Consider the following 20,669-nt stretch of genomic DNA (forward strand, 5'->3'; position numbering starts at 1 on the left):
GGACGATGGATTATTACGACATCTTCATCAACGTCCTGAGCTCGACGGTCAGGCTCTCTATTCCGCTGATCTTTACCGCGCTCGCGGGACTGTTTTCCGAGCGCGCCGGCATCTTCGATATCGGCCTGGAAGGCAAGATGCTGGGCTCGGCCTTCGCCGCCGCCTGCGTGGCCTATCTCACCGGTTCGGCCTGGCTGGGCCTTGGCGCCGGCGTCGTTTGTTCGGTGGCGCTCAGCCTGGTGCATGGCTTTGCCTCGATCACCAATCGCGGCAACCAGATCGTCTCAGGTGTGGCGATCAACTTCTTCATCGCCGGCATCACCATCGTGCTCGGCCAGGCCTGGTTCGGCCAGGGCGGCCGGACGCCGCAGCTGGCGCCGGAGGCCCGCTTCGCGCCGATCATCCTGCCGGGCGCCGATGCCGTCCACGACATACCGATCATCGGTCCGCTCTATGCAAGCGTGATATCGGGCAACAATATCCTCACCTATCTCGCCTTCCTCGCCGTGCCCTTCTCCTGGTGGGTGCTTTACCGCACGCGCTTCGGCCTCAGGCTGCGCGCCGTCGGCGAAAATCCCGGCGCGGTCGATACGGCAGGCATTTCGGTTTCTTGGCTGCGCTATCGCGCCGTCATGTGCGCCGGCATCCTCTGCGGCTTTTCCGGCACGTACCTCGCGATCGCCCAGTCCGCCGCCTTCATCAAGGACATGTCGGCCGGCAAGGGCTACATCGCGCTGGCGGCGCTAGTTTTCGCCAAGTGGAAGCCGGTACCGGTGATGTTCGCCTGCCTGCTCTTCGGCTTCCTGGATGCTTTGGCGAACTTCATGCAGGGCAAGCAGGTGCCGTTGGTCGGTGAAGTGCCGGTCCAGGTCTTCCAGGCACTGCCCTATATCCTGACCTGCATCCTGCTTGCCGGCTTCATCGGCGTCGCAATACCGCCCAAGGCCGGCGGCGTGCCCTATACGAAGGAGCGTTGATCATGTCCCACGACCTGTTCGAAGCCGCCCGCGGCGCCATGGCCTTTGCCCATGCGCCCTATTCGAAATTCCCGGTCGGCGCGGCGATCCGCGCCGAGGACGGCAAGGTCTATACCGGCGCCAACATCGAAAACCTCTCCTTTCCGCAAGGATGGTGCGCCGAGCCGACGGCGATCAGCGCCATGATCATGGGCGGCGCCAGGAAGATCGTCGAAATGGCCGTCATCGCCGAGAAGCTGCCGCTCTGCCCGCCCTGCGGCGGCTGCCGCCAGAAAATTTCCGAATTCGCCGCCAAGGACACGAAGATCTATCTCTGCGATGAGGCGGGCGTGAAGAAGACCATGACGATGGAAGAGCTCCTTCCTTTCAGCTTCGAGACCGAACTCGGATGAAGGCGACGGTCGAACTGCTTGTCGCCCTGCTCGGCGCGATCAAGCCGCGCCATGGCATCGTGCTCGGCTCTGGCCTCGGCTCCCTCGTTGGCCAGCTGGACGGCGCCGTCCGTATTCCCTATCGCGACCTGCCGGGCTTTCCCGTCAGCGCCGTCTCCGGCCACGCTGGCGAAGTCGTCGCAGGCCGCCTCGGTGGAAAGCCAGTCATCATGCTTTCCGGCCGCGTGCATTATTATGAGAAGGGCGATGCCAACGCCATGCGCCTGCCGATCGAGGTGCTGAAGGCGCTCGGCGTCGAGGCGCTGATCCTGACCAATTCGGCCGGATCGCTGCGCGACGACATGCCGCCCGGTTCGGTGATGCAAATCACCGATCACATCAACTACTCCGGCATGAACCCGCTGATCGGCGAGGAGAGCGACCATCGCTTCGTCGGCATGACCAATGCCTATGATGCCGGCCTCGCCGCGGCGATTCGGAAGGCAGCGGCAAAGCTCAAGATTGAGCTGGCGCAGGGCGTCTATATGTGGTTTTCCGGGCCGAGCTTCGAAACGCCGGCCGAAATCCGCATGGCGCGCATCCTGGGCGCCGATGCCGTCGGCATGTCGACAGTGCCCGAGGTGATCATCGCAAGAATGCTGGGTCTGAGGGTTGCGGCCGCTTCCGTTATCACCAACTATGGAGCAGGCATGACCGGCAATGAGCTCAGCCATGAAGAAACCAAGGACATGGCGCCCGTCGGCGGCGCCCGTCTCGCCGCCATATTGAAAGAGATGATTGCGGGAGGAAGCGAAAATGACTAGCCATTCTATCCGGGAGACCGCGGCGGTCGCCCTTTCCCTTCTCGACCTCACCAATTTGAAGGACGATTGCACCGAGGCGCAGATCGACACGCTCTGCGCCCGCGCGCAGACGCCCTACGGCAACAGCGCCGCGATCTGCATCTGGCCGCGTTTCGTCGCCCATGCCCGCAATATCCTCGGCGCCGGCCATGCTGTGCGGATCGCAACCGTCGTCAATTTCCCCGCGGGCGATATGGAGGTGGCCGATGTCGCCGCCGAAACCCGTGAGGCGATCGCCGATGGCGCTGACGAGATCGATCTGGTCATTCCCTACCGCAAGTTCATATCAGGCAACGAGAAGGCGGTGACCGACATGGTCAAGGCGGTGCGCGCCGAATGCGCCGGCCCCGTCCTGCTGAAAGTGATCATCGAGACCGGCGAGTTGAAGGATGCGGCCCTGATCCGCCGTGCCTCGGAGCTCGCGATTGAAGCCGGCGCCGATTTCATCAAGACCTCGACCGGCAAGGTCGCCGTCAACGCGACGCTCGAAGCCGCCGACATTATGATCCGGGCCATTCGTGAGAGCGGGCGCAAGGTCGGCTTCAAGCCGGCTGGCGGCATCGGCTCGGTGGCCGATGCGGCGCTCTATCTCAGCCTTGCCGAAACCATCATGGCGCCGGACTGGGCCATGCCCTCGACCTTCCGCTTCGGCGCTTCCGGCCTGCTCGACGACATACTGGCGGTTCTGAGCGGAGCGCAGCCGGCAGCGGCTGCGGCGTCGAGCTATTGAGATGATTCCGCAGGAGATCATCCGGCGTAAACGCGATGGCGAGGAACTCGACCCCGCCGATATCAGCTCCTTCATCGCGGCACTCTCCGACGGGCAGCTGTCCGAAGGACAGATCGGCGCCTTCGCCATGGCCGTCTGGTTCAAGGGCATGTCACGCAAGGAAATCGTCGCCCTCACGCTGGCGATGGCCAATTCCGGCGACAGGCTGCAATGGGCGGATATCGGCCGTCCCATCGCCGACAAACATTCAACCGGCGGCGTCGGCGATAACGTCTCGCTGATGCTGGCGCCGATCGCCGCCGCCTGCGGCCTCGCCGTCCCGATGATCTCGGGGCGCGGCCTCGGCCATACCGGCGGCACGCTCGACAAGCTCGAATCCATTCCCGGCTATGTAATCACCCCTGATTCGGACCTGTTCCACAGGGTCGTGAAAGGGGCGGGATTCGCCATCATCGGCCAGACCGGAAGCTTGGCGCCCGCCGACGGCAGGCTTTATGCCGTGCGCGATGTCACCGCCACCGTCGATTCCATTCCGCTCATCACTGCCTCCATCCTGTCGAAGAAGCTCGCAGCCGGACTTGAGACGCTGGTGCTCGACGTCAAGCTCGGCAACGGCGCCTTCATGGCTGACCGCGGTCAGGCGGAGATGCTGGCGCGTTCCCTGGTCGAGGTGGCGAACGGCGCGGGCGTGAAGACCTCCGCCTTGATCACCGACATGAATGAGCCGCTTGCCGATTGCGCCGGCAATGCCGTCGAGATGCGCAACTGCTTGGACTTCCTGGCGGGCAGGAAGACCGGCACGCGACTCGAGACCGTGGTTTTTGCCTTCGCCGCCGAGATGCTGGTTAAATCAGGCATTGCCTCTTCCTGCGAGGAAGCCGACGCGATGGCGCGTCGAGCGCTGTCGTCGGGACGGGCGGCCGAAAGCTTCGGGCGCATGGTTTCCATGCTCGGCGGACCGGCCGATCTCGTCGAAAATCCCGAGAGATACCTGGCCGGGGCGCCGGTCGAAAGAGAAGTCCCCGCTGCCCGATCCGGCTGGATGGCCGCCTGCGACGCGCGCGGTATCGGCATCAGCGTCATCGATCTCGGCGGCGGCCGCCGCCATCCGTCAGATCGCATCGACCACCGTGTCGGTTTCTCCGGCCTCCTGCCGCTCGGCACGTGGGTCGATGCGGGCGATCCGATCGCTGTCGTTCACGCTGCCTGCGAAGCCGCGGCGGAAAAAGCAGTTGCCGCCCTTGCCGTGCATTATCGCATTGCTGACGACAGGCCGGAATTGGCCCCCGTCATTGCAGGTCGGGTCTGATGCGGTTTACTGTTTGAGGCTGAGCGAGCCGTCGGCGACCGAATAGGAGGCGAGTTTCTGCAGGAAGCTCATGCCGACGAGCGTGGTCGTTAAGGCATCGTCCCTGAGCACGAAGGCTTCGACATTGCGGACGCGGATGCCGCCGATTTCGACGCGGTCAAGGATCACATGCGCGGCCTTCGTCTGGCCGTTCGCCGTGTTCACACCATAGCGGAAGTCAAGCTGATTTGCGGTGTAGCCGAGCCGGCGGGCGAGTGTCTCATTGAGCGCGACATAGGTGGCGCCGGTATCGATCAGCCCTGGCACCGGTTTGCCGTTGATCTTGAAGCTGCCGGTATAGTGCCCCTGCGCATCCGCCTGCAGGCGGATCGTACCATTGCCGGAAGCGGGCGCCGGTGCAGCGGACTGGTGGGCGTCGGCCGAGACGTAATTGGCGGAGAGACCGTCGGCAGGTTGTTGGCTGATACGTCCAACGAGCGAAGGTACCTGTGTGGCCAGCACTGCGGCGACGCTGGCGAAAATGACGGTACGCACGAGCATGAAACAGAAATCCTTCCTGTATAAACCCCGCGTCATGCGGGGCCTCATGCTTCCAGCTTGCTAAGCCTCAAATCCTGAGAACTTGCTAATATCGATAACAAAAAGGCCCGGAGCGAACCTTCCGGGCCATAAAGTCTTGCGATTTGGTAAAGGAAGGCTGAAATTATTTCGTGCCGTACATGCGGTCGCCGGCATCGCCGAGGCCCGGCATAATGTAGCCCTTCTCGTTCAGATGGCTGTCGATCGCCGCGGTGAAGACCGGAACATCCGGATGCGCCGCGCGGAAGTTGCGGATGCCTTCCGGGGCGGCGAGCAGGCAGAGGAAGCGGATATTGTGGGCGCCGCGTTCCTTGAGCTTGTCGATCGCCGCAATCGAGGAATTGCCGGTCGCCAGCATCGGGTCGACGACGATGATCAGGCGCTCGGCCACGTCCTCCGGCGCCTTGAAGTAATACTCGACCGGCTGCAGCGTTTCGTGATCGCGATAGACGCCGATATGCGAGACCCGGGCGGAAGGCACGAGATCGAGCATGCCTTCGAGCAGCCCGTTGCCGGCGCGCAGGATCGAGGCGAAGACCAGCTTCTTGCCCTCGAGGATCGGCGAGTCCATCGTCTGCAGCGGCGTCTCGATCGTCGCCATCGTCAATTCGAGATCGCGGGTGACCTCGTAACAAAGCAGCGTGGAGATTTCGCGCAGCAGGCGCCGGAAACTTCCCGTCGATGTCTCCTTGCGTCGCATGATGGTGAGCTTGTGTTGCACAAGCGGGTGATCGATGACCGTGACGCCGTCCATGGGGAAGCCTTTCATTCTTTCTATCGAATGTTTCTTTCACGGAAATCGGCCCGACCGCAAGAGCGGAGCCGAATTTGCCGCGATCTTCCCCAATGCTTGTCGCCCGGAAGTGTGCAGCGGTTCCGGGATAAGAAGACACTCATCTTCAAAGCCGGGCAAGCAGAGCCTTGCGCGTCTCTTCATCGACGAAAGCTGCCTCGATCGCCGTGCGGGTCATGGCGTCGATCTCTGTGTCGCTGAAGCCGAAGACATCGGCCGCAAGTTCATACTCCCGCTTCAGCGACGTATGGAAAAACGGCGGATCGTCGGAACTGATCGTCACCCGCACGCCCGCTTCCTTCAGTCGCCGCAGCGGATGCGAGGTGAAATCGGGAAACACCCTGAGCGCGATATTGGAGCCTGGGCAGACTTCAAGCACGGTGCCGAGATCGGCAAGTCGCTTCACCAGATCGACATCCTCGATGGCACGCACGCCGTGGCCGATGCGTGCAGGCCGCACGGCATCGAGCGCGTCGGCAACGCTGAAGGCGCCGCAGACCTCGCCGGCATGGATGGTCAAGCCCAGACCGGCATCGCGGGCGATGTCGAAGGCTCTGATATAATCGGCCACACGGCCCATGCGCTCCTCACCGGCTAGATTGAAGCCGGTTATCAGAGGGTTGCCGGCCTTTGCCGCATATTCGGCCGCTCCCATCACGCTCTCCGGACCGAAATGCCGTTCCCCGGTGACGATCAGCCGGGCCTCGATGCCGGTTTTGGCCTTGGCCCGCCGGATGCCTTCACAGACGCCTGCTATATAGGCATCGGCGCCGAGCCCGATACGCTTGCCGTGGTCGGGCGAGACGATGAGTTCGCTGTAGATCGTATGGAGGCCGGCAAGTTCGTCTAGATAGGTTTCGGTCAGAAGCGCATAATCCTCCTCCGTCCTGTAGACCTCGGAAACCTTGTCGTAACATTCCAGAAAACTTGCGAAATCGTGCCAGACATAGGCGCCATCGCGCAGCTCGCCGCTGATGTCGACACCGTATTTCCGCGCCTGCGCCTCGGTCAATGCAGGCGGTGCCGCGCCCTCCAGATGGCAGTGCAGCTCGACCTTCTTCAAATGCGATGTCACAAAAAGCTCCTTCCATGCGCGCCGCCCGGGATGCCGAGATGGTGCGCAATGCTTTCGCCGATATCGGCATAGGTGCGGCGAACGCCGATGGAACGCGACCGGATGCCGGGGCCGTAGGCGATGACCGGCACGCGTTCGCGCGTATGATCCGTGCCGCGCCAGGTAGGGTCGCAGCCATGGTCGGCGGTCAGCACGACGAGGTCGCCGGGTTTCAACTTCTTGTGGACCTCAGGCAGACGCGCATCAAAGGCTTCGAGCGCTGCCGCATAACCGGGCACGTCACGACGATGGCCGTAGATCATGTCGAAATCGACGAAATTGGTGAAGACGAGATCGCCGTCCTCGGCCTCGTCGATTGCCGATAGCGACGCATCCATCAGCGCCTCGTTGCCGCTGGCCTTGATGAGCCTGGAAATGCCCTGGTGGGCGAAGATGTCACCGATCTTTCCGACGGCATGCACATGCCGGCGGTGCTCGACGAGCCGGTCGAGCAGTGTCGGCTCCGGCGGCGGCACGGAAAAATCGCGCCGGTTTCCGGTGCGCTGGAAGGTCGAGGACGACTGGCCGATGAAGGGCCGGGCAATGACGCGGCCAATATTGTAGGAATCGAGAAGGGTGCGGGCCGTGCGGCAGAAGGCAAGCAGCCGGTCCAGGCCGAAATGCATTTCGTGCGCCGCGACCTGGAAGACCGAATCCGAGGACGTGTAGCAGATCGGCTTGCCGGTGCGGATATGTTCCTCGCCGAGCCTGGCGATGATTTCGGTTCCCGAGGCGTGGCAATTGCCGAGAATGCCGGGAACGTCGCCCTCCCGGCATAGTGCCTCGATCAGCTCCGGGGGAAAGGCATCGCCTTCCGTCGGAAAATATCCCCAATCGAAATTGACGGGTGTCCCTGCGATCTCCCAATGCCCCGATGGCGTATCCTTGCCGCGGGAGATTTCGCTGGCGGCGCCATAAATGCCGTAGAGCTTTTCCGGCAGGGGCATGCCGGCCGGAAATCGGCCGGAGGCGGCCCGGGCGATGTGCAGAAGCCCGAGTTCCGACATGTTGGGCAGGGAAAGCGGTCCGCTGCGCAGCCCAGCGCGGTCTCCGGCACCGGCCGCGCAGAATTCGGCGATATGGCCGAGCGTGTCGGCGCCCTCGTCGCCATAGGCTGCCGCATCCGGCGCCCCGCCGACGCCGAAGGAATCGAGAACGAAAAGAAAGGCGCGCGCCATTTTACCCCCGAAAGGACCGATCGCCGGCCTCCGGACCGTCGGAGGCTGAAGCCCACGCATATAGTGCCGCGCCTGCCTTGGCAAATTCGAGGTGGGAAGGGGTCAGCAGTCTCCGCAGGGGATCGAGTCGCCTTGCCGCTGGCGGTAGAAGTAACTGCGGCTGATGGTAATCGTGCGCATCCCATCCGGCATGAAGTTCGGCGCGAACAGGAACATCGTATAGGGGATGCTGAGTTCGGTCCGAACGAGGAAGCTGTTTGCCATCTTCATATCGGCCGGCACGTCGCTCACCGGCGCATTCTTGGCGTAAGGCGCCGTTCCGCCCTGCGCCCAGGACCAGAGCACTTTCGCATTGGCGCCGGCGTCGATTGAAATTCCGGTGATTTTCAGCGTCAGCGATGTTGAATTGTAGGGCACGAACATCGCCGTTGCGACCGACGGCATCTGCGCGAGCGCGCTCTTCGTGACGGATTGCTGCTGGGTGACGAGGTCGGCGATCGAACCAGCGGCGCGTGTCGCGCGTTTGCTGACGCTGAGGCCGATGGTGATCTCGAAAGCGCCGATATAGAGCATGATGAGCACGGGAAAGAGGATCGCGAATTCGATCGCTCCGGCGCCCTTGCGCTCTCGCGCCAGCCGACGCGCCTGCTGTACCAGTCTGGTGAACGGGTTGCGCATCGCCATTATGGATACTGCTCGTTCTGGAAGGCGGAGGTTGCGATGATCAGATATTGCGTCGGCATCGAACCGTCGGACGGACGGATCGTCGTGATATAGGGCCGGACCAGATCCGTGATGATTTCCCATCGATAATAGGCGCGCAGCATGTTGATGGTGCCGGCACCGCCAGGCGTATATTTGAAGGCGGCAGTGTTGATATCGGCATATCGGTCACTGGAAACCTTGGGGATCGTCGTCGGGATGGCCGAGAAGGTGCCGAATGTCTGCACATCCAGGTAAAGCTTGCTCGGCGTGGCGGCTTCGCTGGTCGAGCAGCTGATCAGGATCGAAATCTCATTGCAGAACGCCTGGCGGAATTGCGTCCGGCTCATGTCGGTCGTACGGCCGAGATTGTAGGTGATCTGCCCGGTCCGCATCCGCCGGCTCATCGTATCGACGGCGTTGGAGACGAGTTCTTCGGCAGCGAACGCGATGAAGGTTTCTAGGATCGCGAAGATCACCAGGAAGTACGGGATGGCAAGCAAGGCAAATTCGATCGCCGCTGCGCCGTCGCGCGAGCGGACAACAGCGCGAAACCGGGAGAAACGGTCCGGCGCGAAGGCGCGCTCCCTATCCGTCTTCTGATCAACTACCGTCATTGCCTGGACCCGCGCGACATCTCTGCCTGCCACACTAGGGTCCGTTCGTTGATTTTCCGTTTCAGGCCGATACGACGATTTTAACGAATGGCAGAAGATCCGGGCCGGGCCGATCAGGGTGACGTGGCGCCGGCGGCCGCTTGCTGCGCATGCTGCTCGCAATTGGGCGTGCAGGACAGCACGGAGCGCTCGGTCTGCCGGTAGACGCGCACCGTGTTGCCCTCGTCTATCGACACAAGGATGCGCTCGTCGAGGATCGCGTTGCCGTCGGCGTCCAGAAGGACCAGATTGGTGGTGCCGAAGCTGCGTCCTGTCAGCACGATCGTCTTGGCATCGGCGACGGTCGCGTCGGCGACCTGGGCATTGCCGACGATGACCTTGCTGACGGGGCGGTCGAGCTTCAAGACGCGCGCGTGATCCATATAGACGCGCAGCATGTCATCGTCTGCGGCCGAGGAAACTCCCGAAACACCGGAAACGGCGATCATACCGGCAAAGAAAATGGTTTTGCCGCTCGATGACATTGGGTCCTCTTTCACGATCACAGCGCAATAGGCGCATAGAATGGAAAAAAATGGTGAATGAAGCCTTAAACCCACCATCTTGTTTCGCGGTGAAGCAAGTTGATCTGATTTGGCACTGGATCCAGTCGGTGTCATTGCGGCTCGATACGGCGCCTGTGCTATTACCGGATGAATCCCCTCGTTAACCTCTGAAAACCATTAAATCTTGAGCGAAATGAATAGCGTAAGGCTTACCATACAGGAGCCTCCGACGGCTTTCACATGCTGTTAACTCTTTTTCTTAAGCCGATGGAAACGCCCATTCATTAGATTGCTGTTCATCCGATCAACGGCAACAGTTGGCGGACGTGCTGAACATCAACTGGAGTTAGGAGTACCCATGACCAAGCTTTTTAGCCGTTTTCTGAAGGACGAATCCGGCGCGACCGCAATCGAATACGGCCTGATCGCAGCTCTCATTTCCGTAGCGCTCATCGCCGGCGCCACGACCCTCGGCGAGAAGATCGGCAACACGTTCAACGGTCTGAGCACCAAGATGGATGACGCCACCACGGCGGTCAACTAAGCGAGGCGCCGCGAGGCGGCACCTCCCTGATTCTGGCCGGATCTGACCTGGCTGGTCTATCGAGCGGGCTCACGCGCTGAATGGCCGTGAGCCTTTTCGCATCTTATTATGATCGGGTATACGCATGATCGCAGCTGCAGTCTTTGTAATACTGCCACTCTGCCTCGCCGTGGCGGCCTTCTCGGATCTGTTCACCATGACGATCCCGAACCGCATTTCCCTGATCCTTGTTGTCTCCTTCCTCGCACTGGCGCCGTTTTTTGGTTTCGGCCTGCAGGCGATCGGCATGCATCTTGCCGCCGGCGCGATCGTCTTTACCGCATGCTTTGCTCTTTTTGCCTTTAATGTGATGGGCGGCGGAGACGCAAAGCTGTTGACCGCCACCGCACTCTGGTTCGGCCTGAACGAATCCCTGCTTTTCCTGATGACCGATGTTGCCATTATCGGCGGCCTGATCACCCTGCTCATCCTGCTGCTGAGGGCACAGTCGAACACCATCCTCGCCATCGGCCTGCCGGTGCCGAACTCACTGCTGCTCGCCAAGAAGATTCCCTACGGCATCGCCATCGCGATCGGCGGCTTCATGGCCTTCCCGTCCTCGCCGCTCTTCATCGCCGCGCTGGAAAGCCTGAAATAACCGCATTTTAAATGCCCGTTAACTTAAAATGTAAGCATTCCATTAACCATAATTACACCAATTCCTGAGCATTCTGCAGGGCGAACATATCGTGCCCTGAGGAATGATCGATGAAACCGGCCCGCCTTATAATTCTCGCTGTCGCCGTGGTGGCAGCCGGCCTAGCCGGGCTCCTGGCAATGCGCATGGCCGGCAGCGGTGGCGTCGTCACCCAGGTGCAGTCGGTTATCAAGAAAGAACCCACCGTCAACATCCTCGTTTCGAGCGGCAATCTGCCGGTCGGGGCAAGGCTCGATGAGAAATCGGTGCACTGGATGCCCTGGCCGCAGGGCGGCGTGGTCCAGGGCTTCATCACCGAGGCTGACAAGCCGGACGCGATCAAGGACCTGCAGGGCGCCGTCGTGCGTCTGCCGATCTTCGAAGGCGAGCCGATCCGGCCTGAAAAGGTCGCCGATTCCAGCAGCCGCATCCTGTCCTCGCTGTTGCCGGCCGGCAAACGCGCCGTCGCGACCGAGATCTCTGTGGCAACGGGCGCTGGCGGTTTCATCCTGCCGAACGATCGCGTCGATGTCATCATGGTCCGCAAGGGTACCGAGGCCAACAAGCTGATCACCGAAACCGTGCTGAGCAATGTGCGCGTTCTCGCCATCGACCAGCAGATCCAGGAAAAGGACGATGGTTCGAAGACGGTGGTCGGCACGACCGCAACGCTCGAGCTGACCCCGGACCAGACGAAAGTTCTCGCCGTTGCCCAACAGATGGCTGACCGGCTTTCGCTCGCTCTGCGCTCGGTCGCCGATGCGCAGGAGCAGGATACCAGTGCGGCGGACTATCTGCTGAGCGGCGACAACGGCAGCGCGATCATTCAGGTCATCAAGTCGGGCTCCATCGTGACGGATGCCGGCGCAGCGCCGAAGGCGGAGTAAAAGGACGTGCAAATGGGTAATTCAACGCGGCGCGCCAAACTTCTCCTGACAGGCTGCCTTTCGCTGGCAGTCGGCGCGACCGGCATGGCGCCGGCCTCTTTCGGGCCGCTTTTCGCTGTCCGTGAGGCGCGTGCCGCTGAAAGCCTTGTCCGCATCTCGCAGACCGGCCCCGACGCCCATCGCCGGCTGAAGCTCGGGCTGAACAAGGCCGTCGTCGTCGACCTGCCGGAGGATGCCCATGATATCCTGGTCTCCGATCCGACAATGGCCGATGCCGTTACCCGCACTTCCCGGCGCATCTACCTGTTCGGCAAGAAGGTCGGCCAGACGAATATCTTTGTCTTCGGCGCCGGCGGGCAGGAGGTCGTCAATCTCGACATCGAGATCGAGCGCGACGTCTCCGGCCTTGAAACCAATCTCCGCCGTTTCATTCCCGACTCCAACATCAAAGTCGAAATCGTCTCCGACAATATCGTGCTGACCGGCACCGTGCGCACCCCGCAGGATGCGACGCAGGCGGCCGATCTGGCGCAGGTCTTCCTGAAGGGCGGCGAAGCGACGACGAGAACCGAGACGGCCTCCGGCACCGGCGGCGACAGCTCGGTGGCGCTCTTTGCCGAAGGCCGCCAGACGTCGCAGGTCGTCAACCTCCTGCAGATCCAGGGCGAGGACCAGGTCACCCTCAAGGTGACGATCGCCGAGGTTCGCCGCGAGGTGCTGAAGCAGCTCGGCTTCGACAACCTCGTCTCCAGTTCCTCCGGCATGACGGTCGCTCAGCTTGGCACTCCGAGCGCCGACAGCGCCACAGCCACCGTCGGCGGCGGCCTGGCGGCGCTCTTCAAGAGCTCGATCGGCAAATACGATATTTCGACTTATCTCAATGCGCTGGAGCAGGCCAAGGTCGTCAGGACGCTTGCGGAGCCGACGTTGACGGCGATATCCGGCCAGGCGGCAACCTTCAATTCCGGCGGCCAGCAGCTTTATTCGACGACCGACAATGACGGCAACGTCACGGTCGTTCCCTTCAACTACGGCATCAATCTTGCCTTCAAACCGGTCGTGCTGTCGTCTGGACGCATCAGCCTGGAGATCAAGACGAACGTCTCCGAGCCGGTGGCCGGCAGCGGCAACGCCACCTATCAGCGGCGTTCGGCGGAGACCTCGGTGGAACTGCCTTCTGGCGGCTCGATCGCTCTGGCGGGCCTCATCCGCGACAATGTTTCCCAGACGATGGGCGGCACACCCGGCGTCTCCAAGATCCCGCTGCTCGGCACGCTCTTCCGCCAGAAGGGTTTCGAACGTCAGGAAACCGAACTTGTCATCATCGCGACACCCTATCTGGTGCGCCCGGTGGCGCGGAACCAACTCAACCGGCCGGATGATAATTTCAGCCCTGAGAATGACGGTGCAACCTTCTTCCTCAACCGTGTGAACAAGGTCTATGGCGGCCGCGAGGCGCCCGTGGCCGACGCGCAGTTCCACGGCTCGATCGGGTTCATCTACAAATGAGCGGGGCACGATCGGCAGCAATGGCACAGAACAGAGATCAGGCGATGGCCCAGATGAATGCGACGACACACCGCCTCGGTTGCTCCAGGGCGCTTTTTACCGCGGCGGTCATGTCGCTGGCGATCCTGTCCGGATGCGCCGGTCCGCATGACCAGCTGACGACAGGCGGGATTCCTGACGACTACCGCGCCCGCCATCCGATCATCGTCACGGAGGCGGAGCAGACGGTGGATATACCCGTCGCCTCGACCGACCGCCGCCTGACCATCGCCCAGCGTGATCTCATCCGCGGCTTTGCCGCCAACTACATTTCACGCGCCTCGGGGCCGGTTTATGTCCTGTCGCCGGAAGGTTCGCCCAATTCCGCAGCCGCACATCAGCTGCGCAACCAAGTTCGTGCCGAGCTGACGACAAGAGGGATCGCAAGTTCGAAAATCATCAATACCTCCTATGCCGCTGCCGGCGCCGGCGATGCCGCGCCGATCCGGCTGAGCTTTACCGGCACGACCGCGATCACCACGCAATGCGGCCAGTGGCCGAAGGATATCTCGAACGATCTCGCCAACCAGAACTATTATAATTTTGGCTGCGCCTCGCAGAACAACCTCGCTGCCCAGATCGCTAATCCGGAGGACCTGGTGGCGCCCCGCGGCATGACCCCGATCGATGCACAGCGGCGCAACAACGCAATACAGGAATACCGGACGACGACAACGACGATCGAGGATGTTGCCGGCAGCGACAGCAGCTTCTGAGGCGGAACGGGACGATGAGCGCGATCGAATACGAAATCAGGAACCCCAGCGAACTTCGTCACGCCGAAGAGGCGGTGCGGATGGCGGATCTGGAAAATATGCGGCCATTGCCGCGCATCTCCGTTCACGCCTTCTGCGAGAGCGAGCCCCTGCAGCATGTGATGGAACGCTGCGCCAACGACCGGCGCATGGCGAAGGTGAGCATGCGCATCACCAGCGGCGGCATAGCCGCTGCCGCCAATATGTTCGCCGCAGCGCCGACGCCGAACCTGATCATCCTCGAGACCAAAGCCAATTCCGGAAGCCTGCTCGACGAACTTGCGCCGCTCGCCGCCGTCTGCGACCCTAGCACCAAGGTCGTGATCGTCGGCTACTACAATGATATCGGGCTTTATCGCGAACTCATCCGCAACGGCATTTCCGAATATATGGTTCAGCCGGTCGCCATGCCCGACATTCTGACGGCGATGGCCTCGATCTTCGTTGATCCGGAAGCCGAGCCGCTCGGGCGCAGCATCGCCTTCATCGGCTCGAAAGGCGGCACCGGCGCCTCGACCATCGCGCATAATTGCGCTTTCGGCATTTCCAATCTTTTCTCCACCGAGACGATCCTCGCCGATCTCGACCTGCCCTATGGCACAGCCAATATCGACTTCGATCAGGATCCGGCGCAAGGCATCGCCGAAGCGGTCTTTGCGCCCGATCGGCTCGACGAGGTCTTTCTCGACCGCTTGCTGACGAAATGCTCCGAGCACCTTTCCCTCCTTGCCGCACCCTCGCTGCTCGACCGCGCCTATGATTTCGATGGCCAGGCCTTCCAGCCGGTGCTCGATGTCCTGCAGCGCAGTGCGCCCGTCACCGTGCTAGACGTCCCGCATGCCTGGTCGGAATGGACGCGCTCGGTTCTGGCGAGCGTCGACGAGGTGGTCATCACGGCGGTTCCCGACCTTGCCAACCTGCGCAACACCAAAAACATGCTGGACGCGCTGCGCAAGATGCGGCCGAATGACAAGCCGCCGCATCTGATCCTCAATCAGGTCGGCATGCCGAAACGCCCGGAGATATCGCCGTCGGATTTCTGTGAGCCGCTGGAGGTCGATCCGATCGCGATCATTCCCTTTGACATCAACCTCTTCGGCAACGCCGCCAACAGCGGCCGGATGATCTCGGAAGTCGATCCGAAGTCGCCGACGGCCGAAACCTTTTCGCAGATATCGCACATCGTCACCGGCCGGGTCGCCATCAAGAAGGCGAAGAAGGGCGGCCTGCTCGGCCTCCTGAAGCGGAAGTAGGTGACCAGAATGAAGAGATCGGATTAAGCGGCATGTTTGGAAAACGCGGAAACGATGGTTTCGGAAAGGCCGGAGGCGCGATTGCTCCTCCGCCGCCGGCCCCGGCCGCCGCCCCCGTGGCCTCTTCTCCTGCCGTCCTCGTCGAACCCCAGCGCGAACCCGCGCGCCAGCAGGTGATGCCGCCGCCGATGCAGGCGCCGCAGCGCAAGCGACCGGTTCGCACCGACGAATATTATGATACCAAGCAGCAGGTCTTTTCCGCGCTGATCGACACGATCGATCTCTCGCAGCTTTCCAAGCTCGATGGCGAAAGCGCGCGCGAGGAAATCCGCGACATCGTCAACGACATCATCACCATCAAGAACTTCGCGATGTCGATCTCCGAGCAGGAAGAACTGCTCGAGGATATCTGCAATGACGTTCTGGGCTACGGTCCGCTGGAGCCGTTGCTCGCGCGCGACGACATCGCCGACATCATGGTCAACGGCGCCGGCCAGACCTTCATCGAAGTCGGCGGCAAGACGATCGAATCGGAAATCCGCTTCCGTGACAATGCGCAGCTTCTCTCCATCTGCCAGCGCATTGTCAGCCAGGTCGGCCGCCGCGTCGATGAATCGAGCCCGATCTGCGACGCGCGCCTGCCCGATGGCTCGCGCGTCAACGTCATCGCGCCGCCGCTGTCGATTGACGGGCCGGCGCTGACCATCCGCAAGTTCAAGAAGGACAAGCTGACGCTCGACCAGCTCGTCCGTTTCGGCGCGATCACGCCGGAAGGCGCGACCGTGCTGCAGATTATCGGCCGCGTGCGCTGCAACGTCATCATCTCGGGCGGCACGGGCTCGGGCAAAACGACCCTGCTGAACTGCCTCACCAACTACATCGACCGGGACGAGCGCGTCATCACCTGCGAGGACACGGCCGAACTGCAGCTGCAGCAGCCGCATGTCGTGCGTCTCGAAACGCGCCCGCCGAATATCGAAGGCGAGGGCGAGATCACCATGCGCGACCTCGTCAAGAACTGCCTGCGCATGCGTCCAGAACGCATCATCGTCGGCGAAGTGCGCGGACCTGAAGTCTTCGACTTGCTGCAGGCCATGAACACCGGTCACGACGGCTCGATGGGCACGATCCATGCCAACACGCCGCGCGAATGCCTGAGCCGTATCGAATCGATGATCGCCATGGGCGGCTTCTCGCTGCCGGCAAAGACGGTCCGCGAGATTATCTCCACCTCCGTCGATATCATCATCCAGGCAGCGCGCCTGCGCGACGGTTCGCGCCGCATCACCCAGATCACCGAAGTGATCGGCATGGAAGGCGACGTCATCATCACCCAGGATCTGATGCGCTACGAGATCGAAGGCGAGGACGCTGGCGGCCGACTGGTCGGCCGGCACATGTCGACCGGCGTCGGCAAACCGCATTTCTGGGATCGGGCTCGTTACTTCAACGAGGAAAAGCGCCTGGCCGCCGCCCTCGACGCAATGGAAGCGAAATCGAAGGAATAGGGTGATGTTCGGATTCGATCCGGTAGTCCTGGCAATCGTCGTCCTCGCCGCTGTCTCCGCCGCGGCGGTCGCCTATGCCCTGCTGTTTTCCCGGATCGAGGCCGACAAGAAATCGGCAAGCCGCATCAACCGTGTCAAATCGGCCGAGGTCGACCGTGCCAAGGTCAAGGCTGCCCGCGACCGGGTGCAGGAGATGTCGAAGCGGCGCAAATCGGTGCAGGACAACCTGAAGGATCTGGAAAAGCGCCAGAACGAAAAGACCAAGAAGACCCTGTCGATGAAATCGCGGCTGGTGCAGGCCGGGCTGACGGTCACGCTGACGCAGTTCTATCTCTTCAGCGCCATTTTCGCTTCGGTGCTGCTGTTCATGGCCTTTATCATCGGCGCGTCGTGGCTGGTCATGGTCGGCATCGCTTTCGTCGCCGGACTCGGTCTGCCGCGTTGGGTCATTGGTTTCCTGATCAAGCGCCGCCAGAACAAGTTCCTCAACGAGTTCCCCAATGCGCTCGATGTCATCACCCGTTCGATCAAATCGGGATTGCCGCTCAACGATGCGATCCGCCTTATCGCCACCGAAGGCACCGAGCCGGTGAAGAGCGAATTCCGCCGGGTGATCGAAGCCCAGCAAGTTGGCCTCAGCATTCCCGACGCTTGCGCCCGCATGACACTCCAAATGCCGCTCCAGGAAGTCAACTTCTTCGCGATCGTCATCGCCATCCAGTCGCAGGCCGGCGGCAATCTCTCCGAAGCGATCGGCAACCTGTCAAAGGTGCTGCGCGAGCGCAGGAAGATGAAGGCCAAGGTCTCGGCGCTGTCGATGGAAGCCAAGGCGTCCGCCGTCATCATCGGTGCTCTGCCCTTTATCGTCGCGACCCTCGTTTACCTCACGTCGCCGAACTACATGATCGTCCTTTTCACCGATCCGCGCGGCCATTTCATCATGGGCGCCTCGGCGGTCTGGATGTCGATCGGCATCCTCGTCATGCGCAACATGGTCAATTTCGACATCTAGCGGGAGAGAAGCACCATGTCGCAGGATCTTGCCGCAACGCTGACCAATCCGAGCATGCTGATCGCTGTTTTCGTCGCGATCGCCGTCTTCGCGACTTTTTACACGATCGCCATCCCCTTCTTCGAGCGCGGCGATCTCAACAAGCGCATGAAAGCTGTCTCGACCGAGCGCGAGCAGATCCGCGCCCGCGAACGCGCCCGCTTGAACATGGAACCGGGCGCCGGCAAGGCTTCGCTCAGGAACCAGAACAACCGCTCGGTCCGCCAGATCGTCGAACGTTTCAACCTGCGCAAGGCGCTCGTCGACGAAAACACGGTCAACAAGCTGCGCGCCGCCGGTTTTCGCTCGGAAAATGCGCTGAATACCTTTCTGGTCGCGCGCTTCCTGCTGCCATTTCTCTTCCTCGCACTTGCCGCCTTCTGGGTCTTCGGTCTCGGCGGCCTTGCTGGTCGCGGCATGCCCATGCGTATGCTCGCCGTCATCGGCATCGCCTATCTCGGCTTTTATGCGCCGAATATCTATATCTCCAACCGCATGAGCAAGCGTCAGCACTCGATAAAGCGCGCCTGGCCGGATGCGCTGGATCTGATGCTGATCTGCGTCGAATCCGGCGTCTCGATGGAGGCGGCGATGCGTCGCGTGTCGGAGGAGCTCGGCGAGCAGTCGCCGCCGCTTGCCGAGGAGATGGTGTTGACCACCGCCGAACTCTCCTTCCTGCCGGATCGCCGCGTGGCGCTCGATAATCTCGCCGCACGTACGCAGCTCGAGCTGGTGCGTTCGGTGACCCAGGCGCTGATCCAGGCGGACCGCTACGGCACGCCGGTTGCACAGGCCCTGCGCGTTCTGGCCCAGGAAGGACGCGACGAGCGGATGAACGAAGCGGAAAAGAAGGCGGCCGCCCTGCCGCCGAAACTGACGGTGCCGATGATCCTGTTTTTCCTGCCGGTGCTGATCGCCGTCATTCTCGGCCCGGCCGGCATCCAGGTGGCGGATAGATTCTGAACCGCAGGGGCCACTTCGACCCGCGTGACCGACGCTGGCATAGCTGATAAACAGGATGAGGCGGTCGGGAGCACGGAAGTGACCGCCGCTTTCCCAGCGCTATCCGATTCCGAAAGAGGTTCCGATGTCTTCCGCAGGCATTTTCATCAGCATCATGGCAGCCTTGGCCGTCGGCGCGATGAGCCCCGGCCCGAGCTTCGTCGTCGTCTCCAGGATTGCCATCTCGCGTTCGCGGCTGGATGGACTTGCGGCGGCATTCGGCATGGGCGCCGGCGGCGTCGTTTTCGCCGGCCTGGCGCTCGCCGGTCTGACGGCGTTGCTGTCGCAATTCGAATGGCTTTATGTGCTGCTCAAGGTGGCGGGCGGGGCTTATCTCCTCTACATCGCCGTCAATATCTGGAGAGGCGCCGCAAAGCCGATCGAGCTTTCCGATGCCGTCCATGGCCATCGTGCGCCCATGCGCAGCTTCATGACCGCATTGCTGACGCAGCTCAGCAACCCGAAGACCATCATCGTCTACGCCAGCCTCTTTGCGGCGCTTCTGCCGAGGACGGTGCCGCTCGATCTCCTCGTCGCGCTGCCGGTCGGCGTGTTCGCGGTGGAGGCGGGGTGGTATTCGATCGTGGCGCTCGCCTTTTCGGCCCGCCACCCGCGGCGGCTCTATCTCCATGCCAAGGGCTGGATCGACCGCGCCGCCAGTGCGGTGATGGGCGGCCTTGGTCTGCGGCTCATTCTTTCGGGCCTCAGCGTCAGGTAGATCAGGCGGAGAGGGGCCTGGTCATCCGGCAAAAAATGACGAGGTCAGTTGGTGTTGCTGCCATCGGCTGCGCCCGGCGTCTTGTCCTTGGCGGCGAGCTTCTGCCAGGAATTCTGTTGCGAGAGCATGCCCCTGAGATAGGCGACATTGGCATCGGCCTGCTGCGGTGAAAGCTCCCGCCGCGCGATCTGTTCCGCTTCCGCAAAACGCCCTTGCAGGCCGACGACGAGGGCAAGATTCTGCCGGACGCGGCTGTCGGCGGTCGGCTGGCCGGCGGCGGAGCGCAGATAGGTTTCGGCCGTGCGCAGATCGCCGGTCAGCACGTAGGACATGCCGAGGTTGGACAGGATGGAAGGTTCGTTCGGCTGAATGTCGAGTGCGTCGCGGTAGCGCTGCCGGGCCTCGCTTGCCCGGCCCATCTGGTCGAGGATTGCGCCTTCGGCCGAGATCAGCCTCCAGTCGGGGCGATCCGGTGTCTGGGCGCGGCCGATCGTGTCGAGCGCCTGCTGGAACTGCCCAGCCGCCGCCTGCGCCTTGCCATAGGCGGCCAGCACGTTGCGGTCGCCCGGGTTGGCGATCGCCACCTGCTGCATGACGGCGAGCGCCTGAGCGTCGCGGCCGCTCATGCGCAGCAGGTTGGCGTAGTTGACGCCGTTGACGGGATCGCGCGGGTTCTTCTCATAGGCCTGGCCGATTCGGTCCGTCGCCGAGCGCAGTTCGGTCGAATCCATCTCCTCGACCGGTTTGGTAAGCTTCGGCACCGAGCCTGTCGTCATCCGGTCCTTGGCCGTCGTCGAGCAGCCGGCAAGCGCGAGGATGATCAGCGATGCTGCTGCGCCCTGCAGGATGCGATTTAGGGAAATGGTGATGCGCGAGGCAGGCATGTTGCGTTCCTGATTCCGAAATCGGCGCCTGACCTCGAAGCGGAACAGGGAAAGGTTTGACGCAA

General features: G+C 62.2%; 23 protein-coding genes. 15 read left to right on the top strand and 8 right to left on the bottom strand.

The window, feature by feature from the left end; translation table 11 throughout:
• Positions 1-5: 5 nt before the first annotated feature.
• The 5 genes from HJC04_RS29160 to deoA are packed head-to-tail and all read left to right on the top strand — an operon-like array spanning position 6 to position 4,250.
• Positions 6-977: an ABC transporter permease gene (locus tag HJC04_RS29160; RefSeq protein ID WP_210629589.1), complete on the top strand. Its 972-nt coding sequence runs from the start codon at positions 6-8 to the stop codon at positions 975-977.
• A gap of 2 nt (positions 978-979) precedes the next feature.
• On the top strand, positions 980-1,369 hold the full coding sequence (locus HJC04_RS29165) for a cytidine deaminase (RefSeq protein ID WP_064800281.1): 390 nt from the start codon (positions 980-982) through the stop codon (positions 1,367-1,369).
• The gene (locus tag HJC04_RS29170; protein WP_210629588.1) at positions 1,366-2,172 is read left to right on the top strand and encodes a purine-nucleoside phosphorylase; all 807 of its coding nucleotides are present in this window, start codon (positions 1,366-1,368) and stop codon (positions 2,170-2,172) included. The genes HJC04_RS29165 and HJC04_RS29170 overlap by 4 nt, the downstream gene beginning before the upstream one ends.
• Positions 2,165-2,941: a deoxyribose-phosphate aldolase gene (deoC, locus tag HJC04_RS29175; RefSeq protein WP_210629587.1), complete on the top strand. Its 777-nt coding sequence runs from the start codon at positions 2,165-2,167 to the stop codon at positions 2,939-2,941. Before HJC04_RS29170 ends, deoC begins: the two co-directional genes overlap by 8 nt.
• 1 nt (position 2,942) lies before the next feature.
• Positions 2,943-4,250 carry a thymidine phosphorylase gene (deoA, locus tag HJC04_RS29180; protein ID WP_210629586.1) on the top strand — a complete coding sequence of 436 codons (1,308 nt, stop codon included), beginning with the start codon at positions 2,943-2,945 and terminating at the stop codon, positions 4,248-4,250.
• 6 nt (positions 4,251-4,256) lie between these two features.
• Here the strand turns inward: deoA and HJC04_RS29185 are convergent, their stop codons facing one another.
• The 7 genes from HJC04_RS29185 to HJC04_RS29215 form a co-directional block, all read right to left on the bottom strand.
• A complete protein-coding gene (locus HJC04_RS29185; protein WP_210629585.1) occupies positions 4,257-4,826 on the bottom strand; it encodes a TIGR02281 family clan AA aspartic protease in 570 nt (189 codons plus the stop codon).
• A 127-nt stretch (positions 4,827-4,953) separates the two neighbouring features.
• Positions 4,954-5,583 carry a uracil phosphoribosyltransferase gene (gene upp / locus HJC04_RS29190; RefSeq protein WP_020920114.1) on the bottom strand — a complete coding sequence of 210 codons (630 nt, stop codon included), beginning with the start codon at positions 5,581-5,583 and terminating at the stop codon, positions 4,954-4,956.
• 145 nt (positions 5,584-5,728) lie between these two features.
• Entirely contained in the window at positions 5,729-6,697 is a 969-nt protein-coding gene (locus HJC04_RS29195) for an adenosine deaminase (protein WP_221147681.1), read from the bottom strand.
• On the bottom strand, positions 6,694-7,914 hold the full coding sequence (locus HJC04_RS29200) for a phosphopentomutase (RefSeq protein WP_221123538.1): 1,221 nt from the start codon (positions 7,912-7,914) through the stop codon (positions 6,694-6,696). The genes HJC04_RS29195 and HJC04_RS29200 overlap by 4 nt, the downstream gene beginning before the upstream one ends.
• 102 nt (positions 7,915-8,016) lie before the next feature.
• Positions 8,017-8,598 (bottom strand): TadE/TadG family type IV pilus assembly protein, encoded by a 582-nt coding sequence (locus tag HJC04_RS29205; RefSeq protein ID WP_221147682.1) that lies wholly within the window; start codon positions 8,596-8,598, stop codon positions 8,017-8,019.
• Positions 8,598-9,233 (bottom strand): TadE/TadG family type IV pilus assembly protein, encoded by a 636-nt coding sequence (locus tag HJC04_RS29210; protein WP_210629581.1) that lies wholly within the window; start codon positions 9,231-9,233, stop codon positions 8,598-8,600. The genes HJC04_RS29205 and HJC04_RS29210 overlap by 1 nt, the downstream gene beginning before the upstream one ends.
• 113 nt (positions 9,234-9,346) lie before the next feature.
• Complete coding sequence (locus tag HJC04_RS29215) at positions 9,347-9,757, bottom strand: pilus assembly protein N-terminal domain-containing protein (protein ID WP_210629580.1); 411 nt, start codon at positions 9,755-9,757, stop codon at positions 9,347-9,349.
• Between the two features lie 379 nt (positions 9,758-10,136).
• On the opposite strand from HJC04_RS29215, the gene HJC04_RS29220 reads away from it, so the two are divergent.
• From HJC04_RS29220 to HJC04_RS29265, 10 genes are all read left to right on the top strand, one after another.
• Positions 10,137-10,322, top strand: coding sequence for a Flp family type IVb pilin (locus HJC04_RS29220; protein ID WP_085857806.1), 186 nt, complete (start codon positions 10,137-10,139; stop codon positions 10,320-10,322).
• A 124-nt stretch (positions 10,323-10,446) separates the two neighbouring features.
• Entirely contained in the window at positions 10,447-10,959 is a 513-nt protein-coding gene (locus tag HJC04_RS29225; RefSeq protein WP_221147683.1) for a prepilin peptidase, read from the top strand.
• A 110-nt stretch (positions 10,960-11,069) separates the two neighbouring features.
• Positions 11,070-11,885 carry a Flp pilus assembly protein CpaB gene (gene cpaB, locus HJC04_RS29230; protein WP_210629578.1) on the top strand — a complete coding sequence of 272 codons (816 nt, stop codon included), beginning with the start codon at positions 11,070-11,072 and terminating at the stop codon, positions 11,883-11,885.
• Between the two features lie 12 nt (positions 11,886-11,897).
• Entirely contained in the window at positions 11,898-13,394 is a 1,497-nt protein-coding gene (locus HJC04_RS29235) for a type II and III secretion system protein family protein (RefSeq protein ID WP_210629577.1), read from the top strand.
• Positions 13,391-14,149, top strand: coding sequence for a CpaD family pilus assembly lipoprotein (locus HJC04_RS29240; RefSeq protein ID WP_210629576.1), 759 nt, complete (start codon positions 13,391-13,393; stop codon positions 14,147-14,149). Before HJC04_RS29235 ends, HJC04_RS29240 begins: the two co-directional genes overlap by 4 nt.
• A gap of 14 nt (positions 14,150-14,163) precedes the next feature.
• Positions 14,164-15,441 carry a CpaE family protein gene (locus tag HJC04_RS29245; RefSeq protein ID WP_210629575.1) on the top strand — a complete coding sequence of 426 codons (1,278 nt, stop codon included), beginning with the start codon at positions 14,164-14,166 and terminating at the stop codon, positions 15,439-15,441.
• A 32-nt stretch (positions 15,442-15,473) separates the two neighbouring features.
• A complete protein-coding gene (locus tag HJC04_RS29250; protein WP_221147684.1) occupies positions 15,474-16,949 on the top strand; it encodes a CpaF family protein in 1,476 nt (491 codons plus the stop codon).
• A 4-nt stretch (positions 16,950-16,953) separates the two neighbouring features.
• Positions 16,954-17,961: a type II secretion system F family protein gene (locus HJC04_RS29255; RefSeq protein WP_210629573.1), complete on the top strand. Its 1,008-nt coding sequence runs from the start codon at positions 16,954-16,956 to the stop codon at positions 17,959-17,961.
• A 15-nt stretch (positions 17,962-17,976) separates the two neighbouring features.
• Entirely contained in the window at positions 17,977-18,963 is a 987-nt protein-coding gene (locus tag HJC04_RS29260) for a type II secretion system F family protein (RefSeq protein ID WP_210629572.1), read from the top strand.
• Positions 18,964-19,087: 124 nt separating this feature from the next.
• A complete protein-coding gene (locus HJC04_RS29265) occupies positions 19,088-19,720 on the top strand; it encodes a LysE family translocator (RefSeq protein ID WP_210629571.1) in 633 nt (210 codons plus the stop codon).
• A gap of 44 nt (positions 19,721-19,764) precedes the next feature.
• Here the strand turns inward: HJC04_RS29265 and HJC04_RS29270 are convergent, their stop codons facing one another.
• Positions 19,765-20,604, bottom strand: a complete 840-nt coding sequence (locus HJC04_RS29270) for a tetratricopeptide repeat protein (protein ID WP_210629570.1) — start codon at positions 20,602-20,604, stop codon at positions 19,765-19,767.
• Between the last annotated feature and the right edge of the window lie 65 nt (positions 20,605-20,669).

It is taken from the genome of Rhizobium sp. NLR8a (genome assembly GCF_019685235.1).
GTDB lineage: Bacteria > Pseudomonadota > Alphaproteobacteria > Rhizobiales > Rhizobiaceae > Rhizobium.

Coding starts and splice junctions, on each gene's coding strand:
- HJC04_RS29225 (WP_221147683.1), top strand. CDS start 10,447: ATGATCGCAGCTGCAGTCTTTGTAATACTGCCACTCTGCCTCGCCGTG.
- upp (WP_020920114.1), bottom strand. CDS start 5,583: ATGGACGGCGTCACGGTCATCGATCACCCGCTTGTGCAACACAAGCTC.
- HJC04_RS29265 (WP_210629571.1), top strand. CDS start 19,088: ATGTCTTCCGCAGGCATTTTCATCAGCATCATGGCAGCCTTGGCCGTC.
- HJC04_RS29250 (WP_221147684.1), top strand. CDS start 15,474: ATGTTTGGAAAACGCGGAAACGATGGTTTCGGAAAGGCCGGAGGCGCG.
- HJC04_RS29235 (WP_210629577.1), top strand. CDS start 11,898: ATGGGTAATTCAACGCGGCGCGCCAAACTTCTCCTGACAGGCTGCCTT.
- HJC04_RS29185 (WP_210629585.1), bottom strand. CDS start 4,826: ATGACGCGGGGTTTATACAGGAAGGATTTCTGTTTCATGCTCGTGCGT.
- HJC04_RS29260 (WP_210629572.1), top strand. CDS start 17,977: ATGTCGCAGGATCTTGCCGCAACGCTGACCAATCCGAGCATGCTGATC.
- HJC04_RS29240 (WP_210629576.1), top strand. CDS start 13,391: ATGAGCGGGGCACGATCGGCAGCAATGGCACAGAACAGAGATCAGGCG.
- deoA (WP_210629586.1), top strand. CDS start 2,943: ATGATTCCGCAGGAGATCATCCGGCGTAAACGCGATGGCGAGGAACTC.
- HJC04_RS29205 (WP_221147682.1), bottom strand. CDS start 8,598: ATGGCGATGCGCAACCCGTTCACCAGACTGGTACAGCAGGCGCGTCGG.
- HJC04_RS29255 (WP_210629573.1), top strand. CDS start 16,954: ATGTTCGGATTCGATCCGGTAGTCCTGGCAATCGTCGTCCTCGCCGCT.
- HJC04_RS29210 (WP_210629581.1), bottom strand. CDS start 9,233: ATGACGGTAGTTGATCAGAAGACGGATAGGGAGCGCGCCTTCGCGCCG.
- HJC04_RS29200 (WP_221123538.1), bottom strand. CDS start 7,914: ATGGCGCGCGCCTTTCTTTTCGTTCTCGATTCCTTCGGCGTCGGCGGG.
- deoC (WP_210629587.1), top strand. CDS start 2,165: ATGACTAGCCATTCTATCCGGGAGACCGCGGCGGTCGCCCTTTCCCTT.
- HJC04_RS29245 (WP_210629575.1), top strand. CDS start 14,164: ATGAGCGCGATCGAATACGAAATCAGGAACCCCAGCGAACTTCGTCAC.
- HJC04_RS29170 (WP_210629588.1), top strand. CDS start 1,366: ATGAAGGCGACGGTCGAACTGCTTGTCGCCCTGCTCGGCGCGATCAAG.
- HJC04_RS29165 (WP_064800281.1), top strand. CDS start 980: ATGTCCCACGACCTGTTCGAAGCCGCCCGCGGCGCCATGGCCTTTGCC.
- HJC04_RS29270 (WP_210629570.1), bottom strand. CDS start 20,604: ATGCCTGCCTCGCGCATCACCATTTCCCTAAATCGCATCCTGCAGGGC.
- HJC04_RS29215 (WP_210629580.1), bottom strand. CDS start 9,757: ATGTCATCGAGCGGCAAAACCATTTTCTTTGCCGGTATGATCGCCGTT.
- cpaB (WP_210629578.1), top strand. CDS start 11,070: ATGAAACCGGCCCGCCTTATAATTCTCGCTGTCGCCGTGGTGGCAGCC.
- HJC04_RS29220 (WP_085857806.1), top strand. CDS start 10,137: ATGACCAAGCTTTTTAGCCGTTTTCTGAAGGACGAATCCGGCGCGACC.
- HJC04_RS29160 (WP_210629589.1), top strand. CDS start 6: ATGGATTATTACGACATCTTCATCAACGTCCTGAGCTCGACGGTCAGG.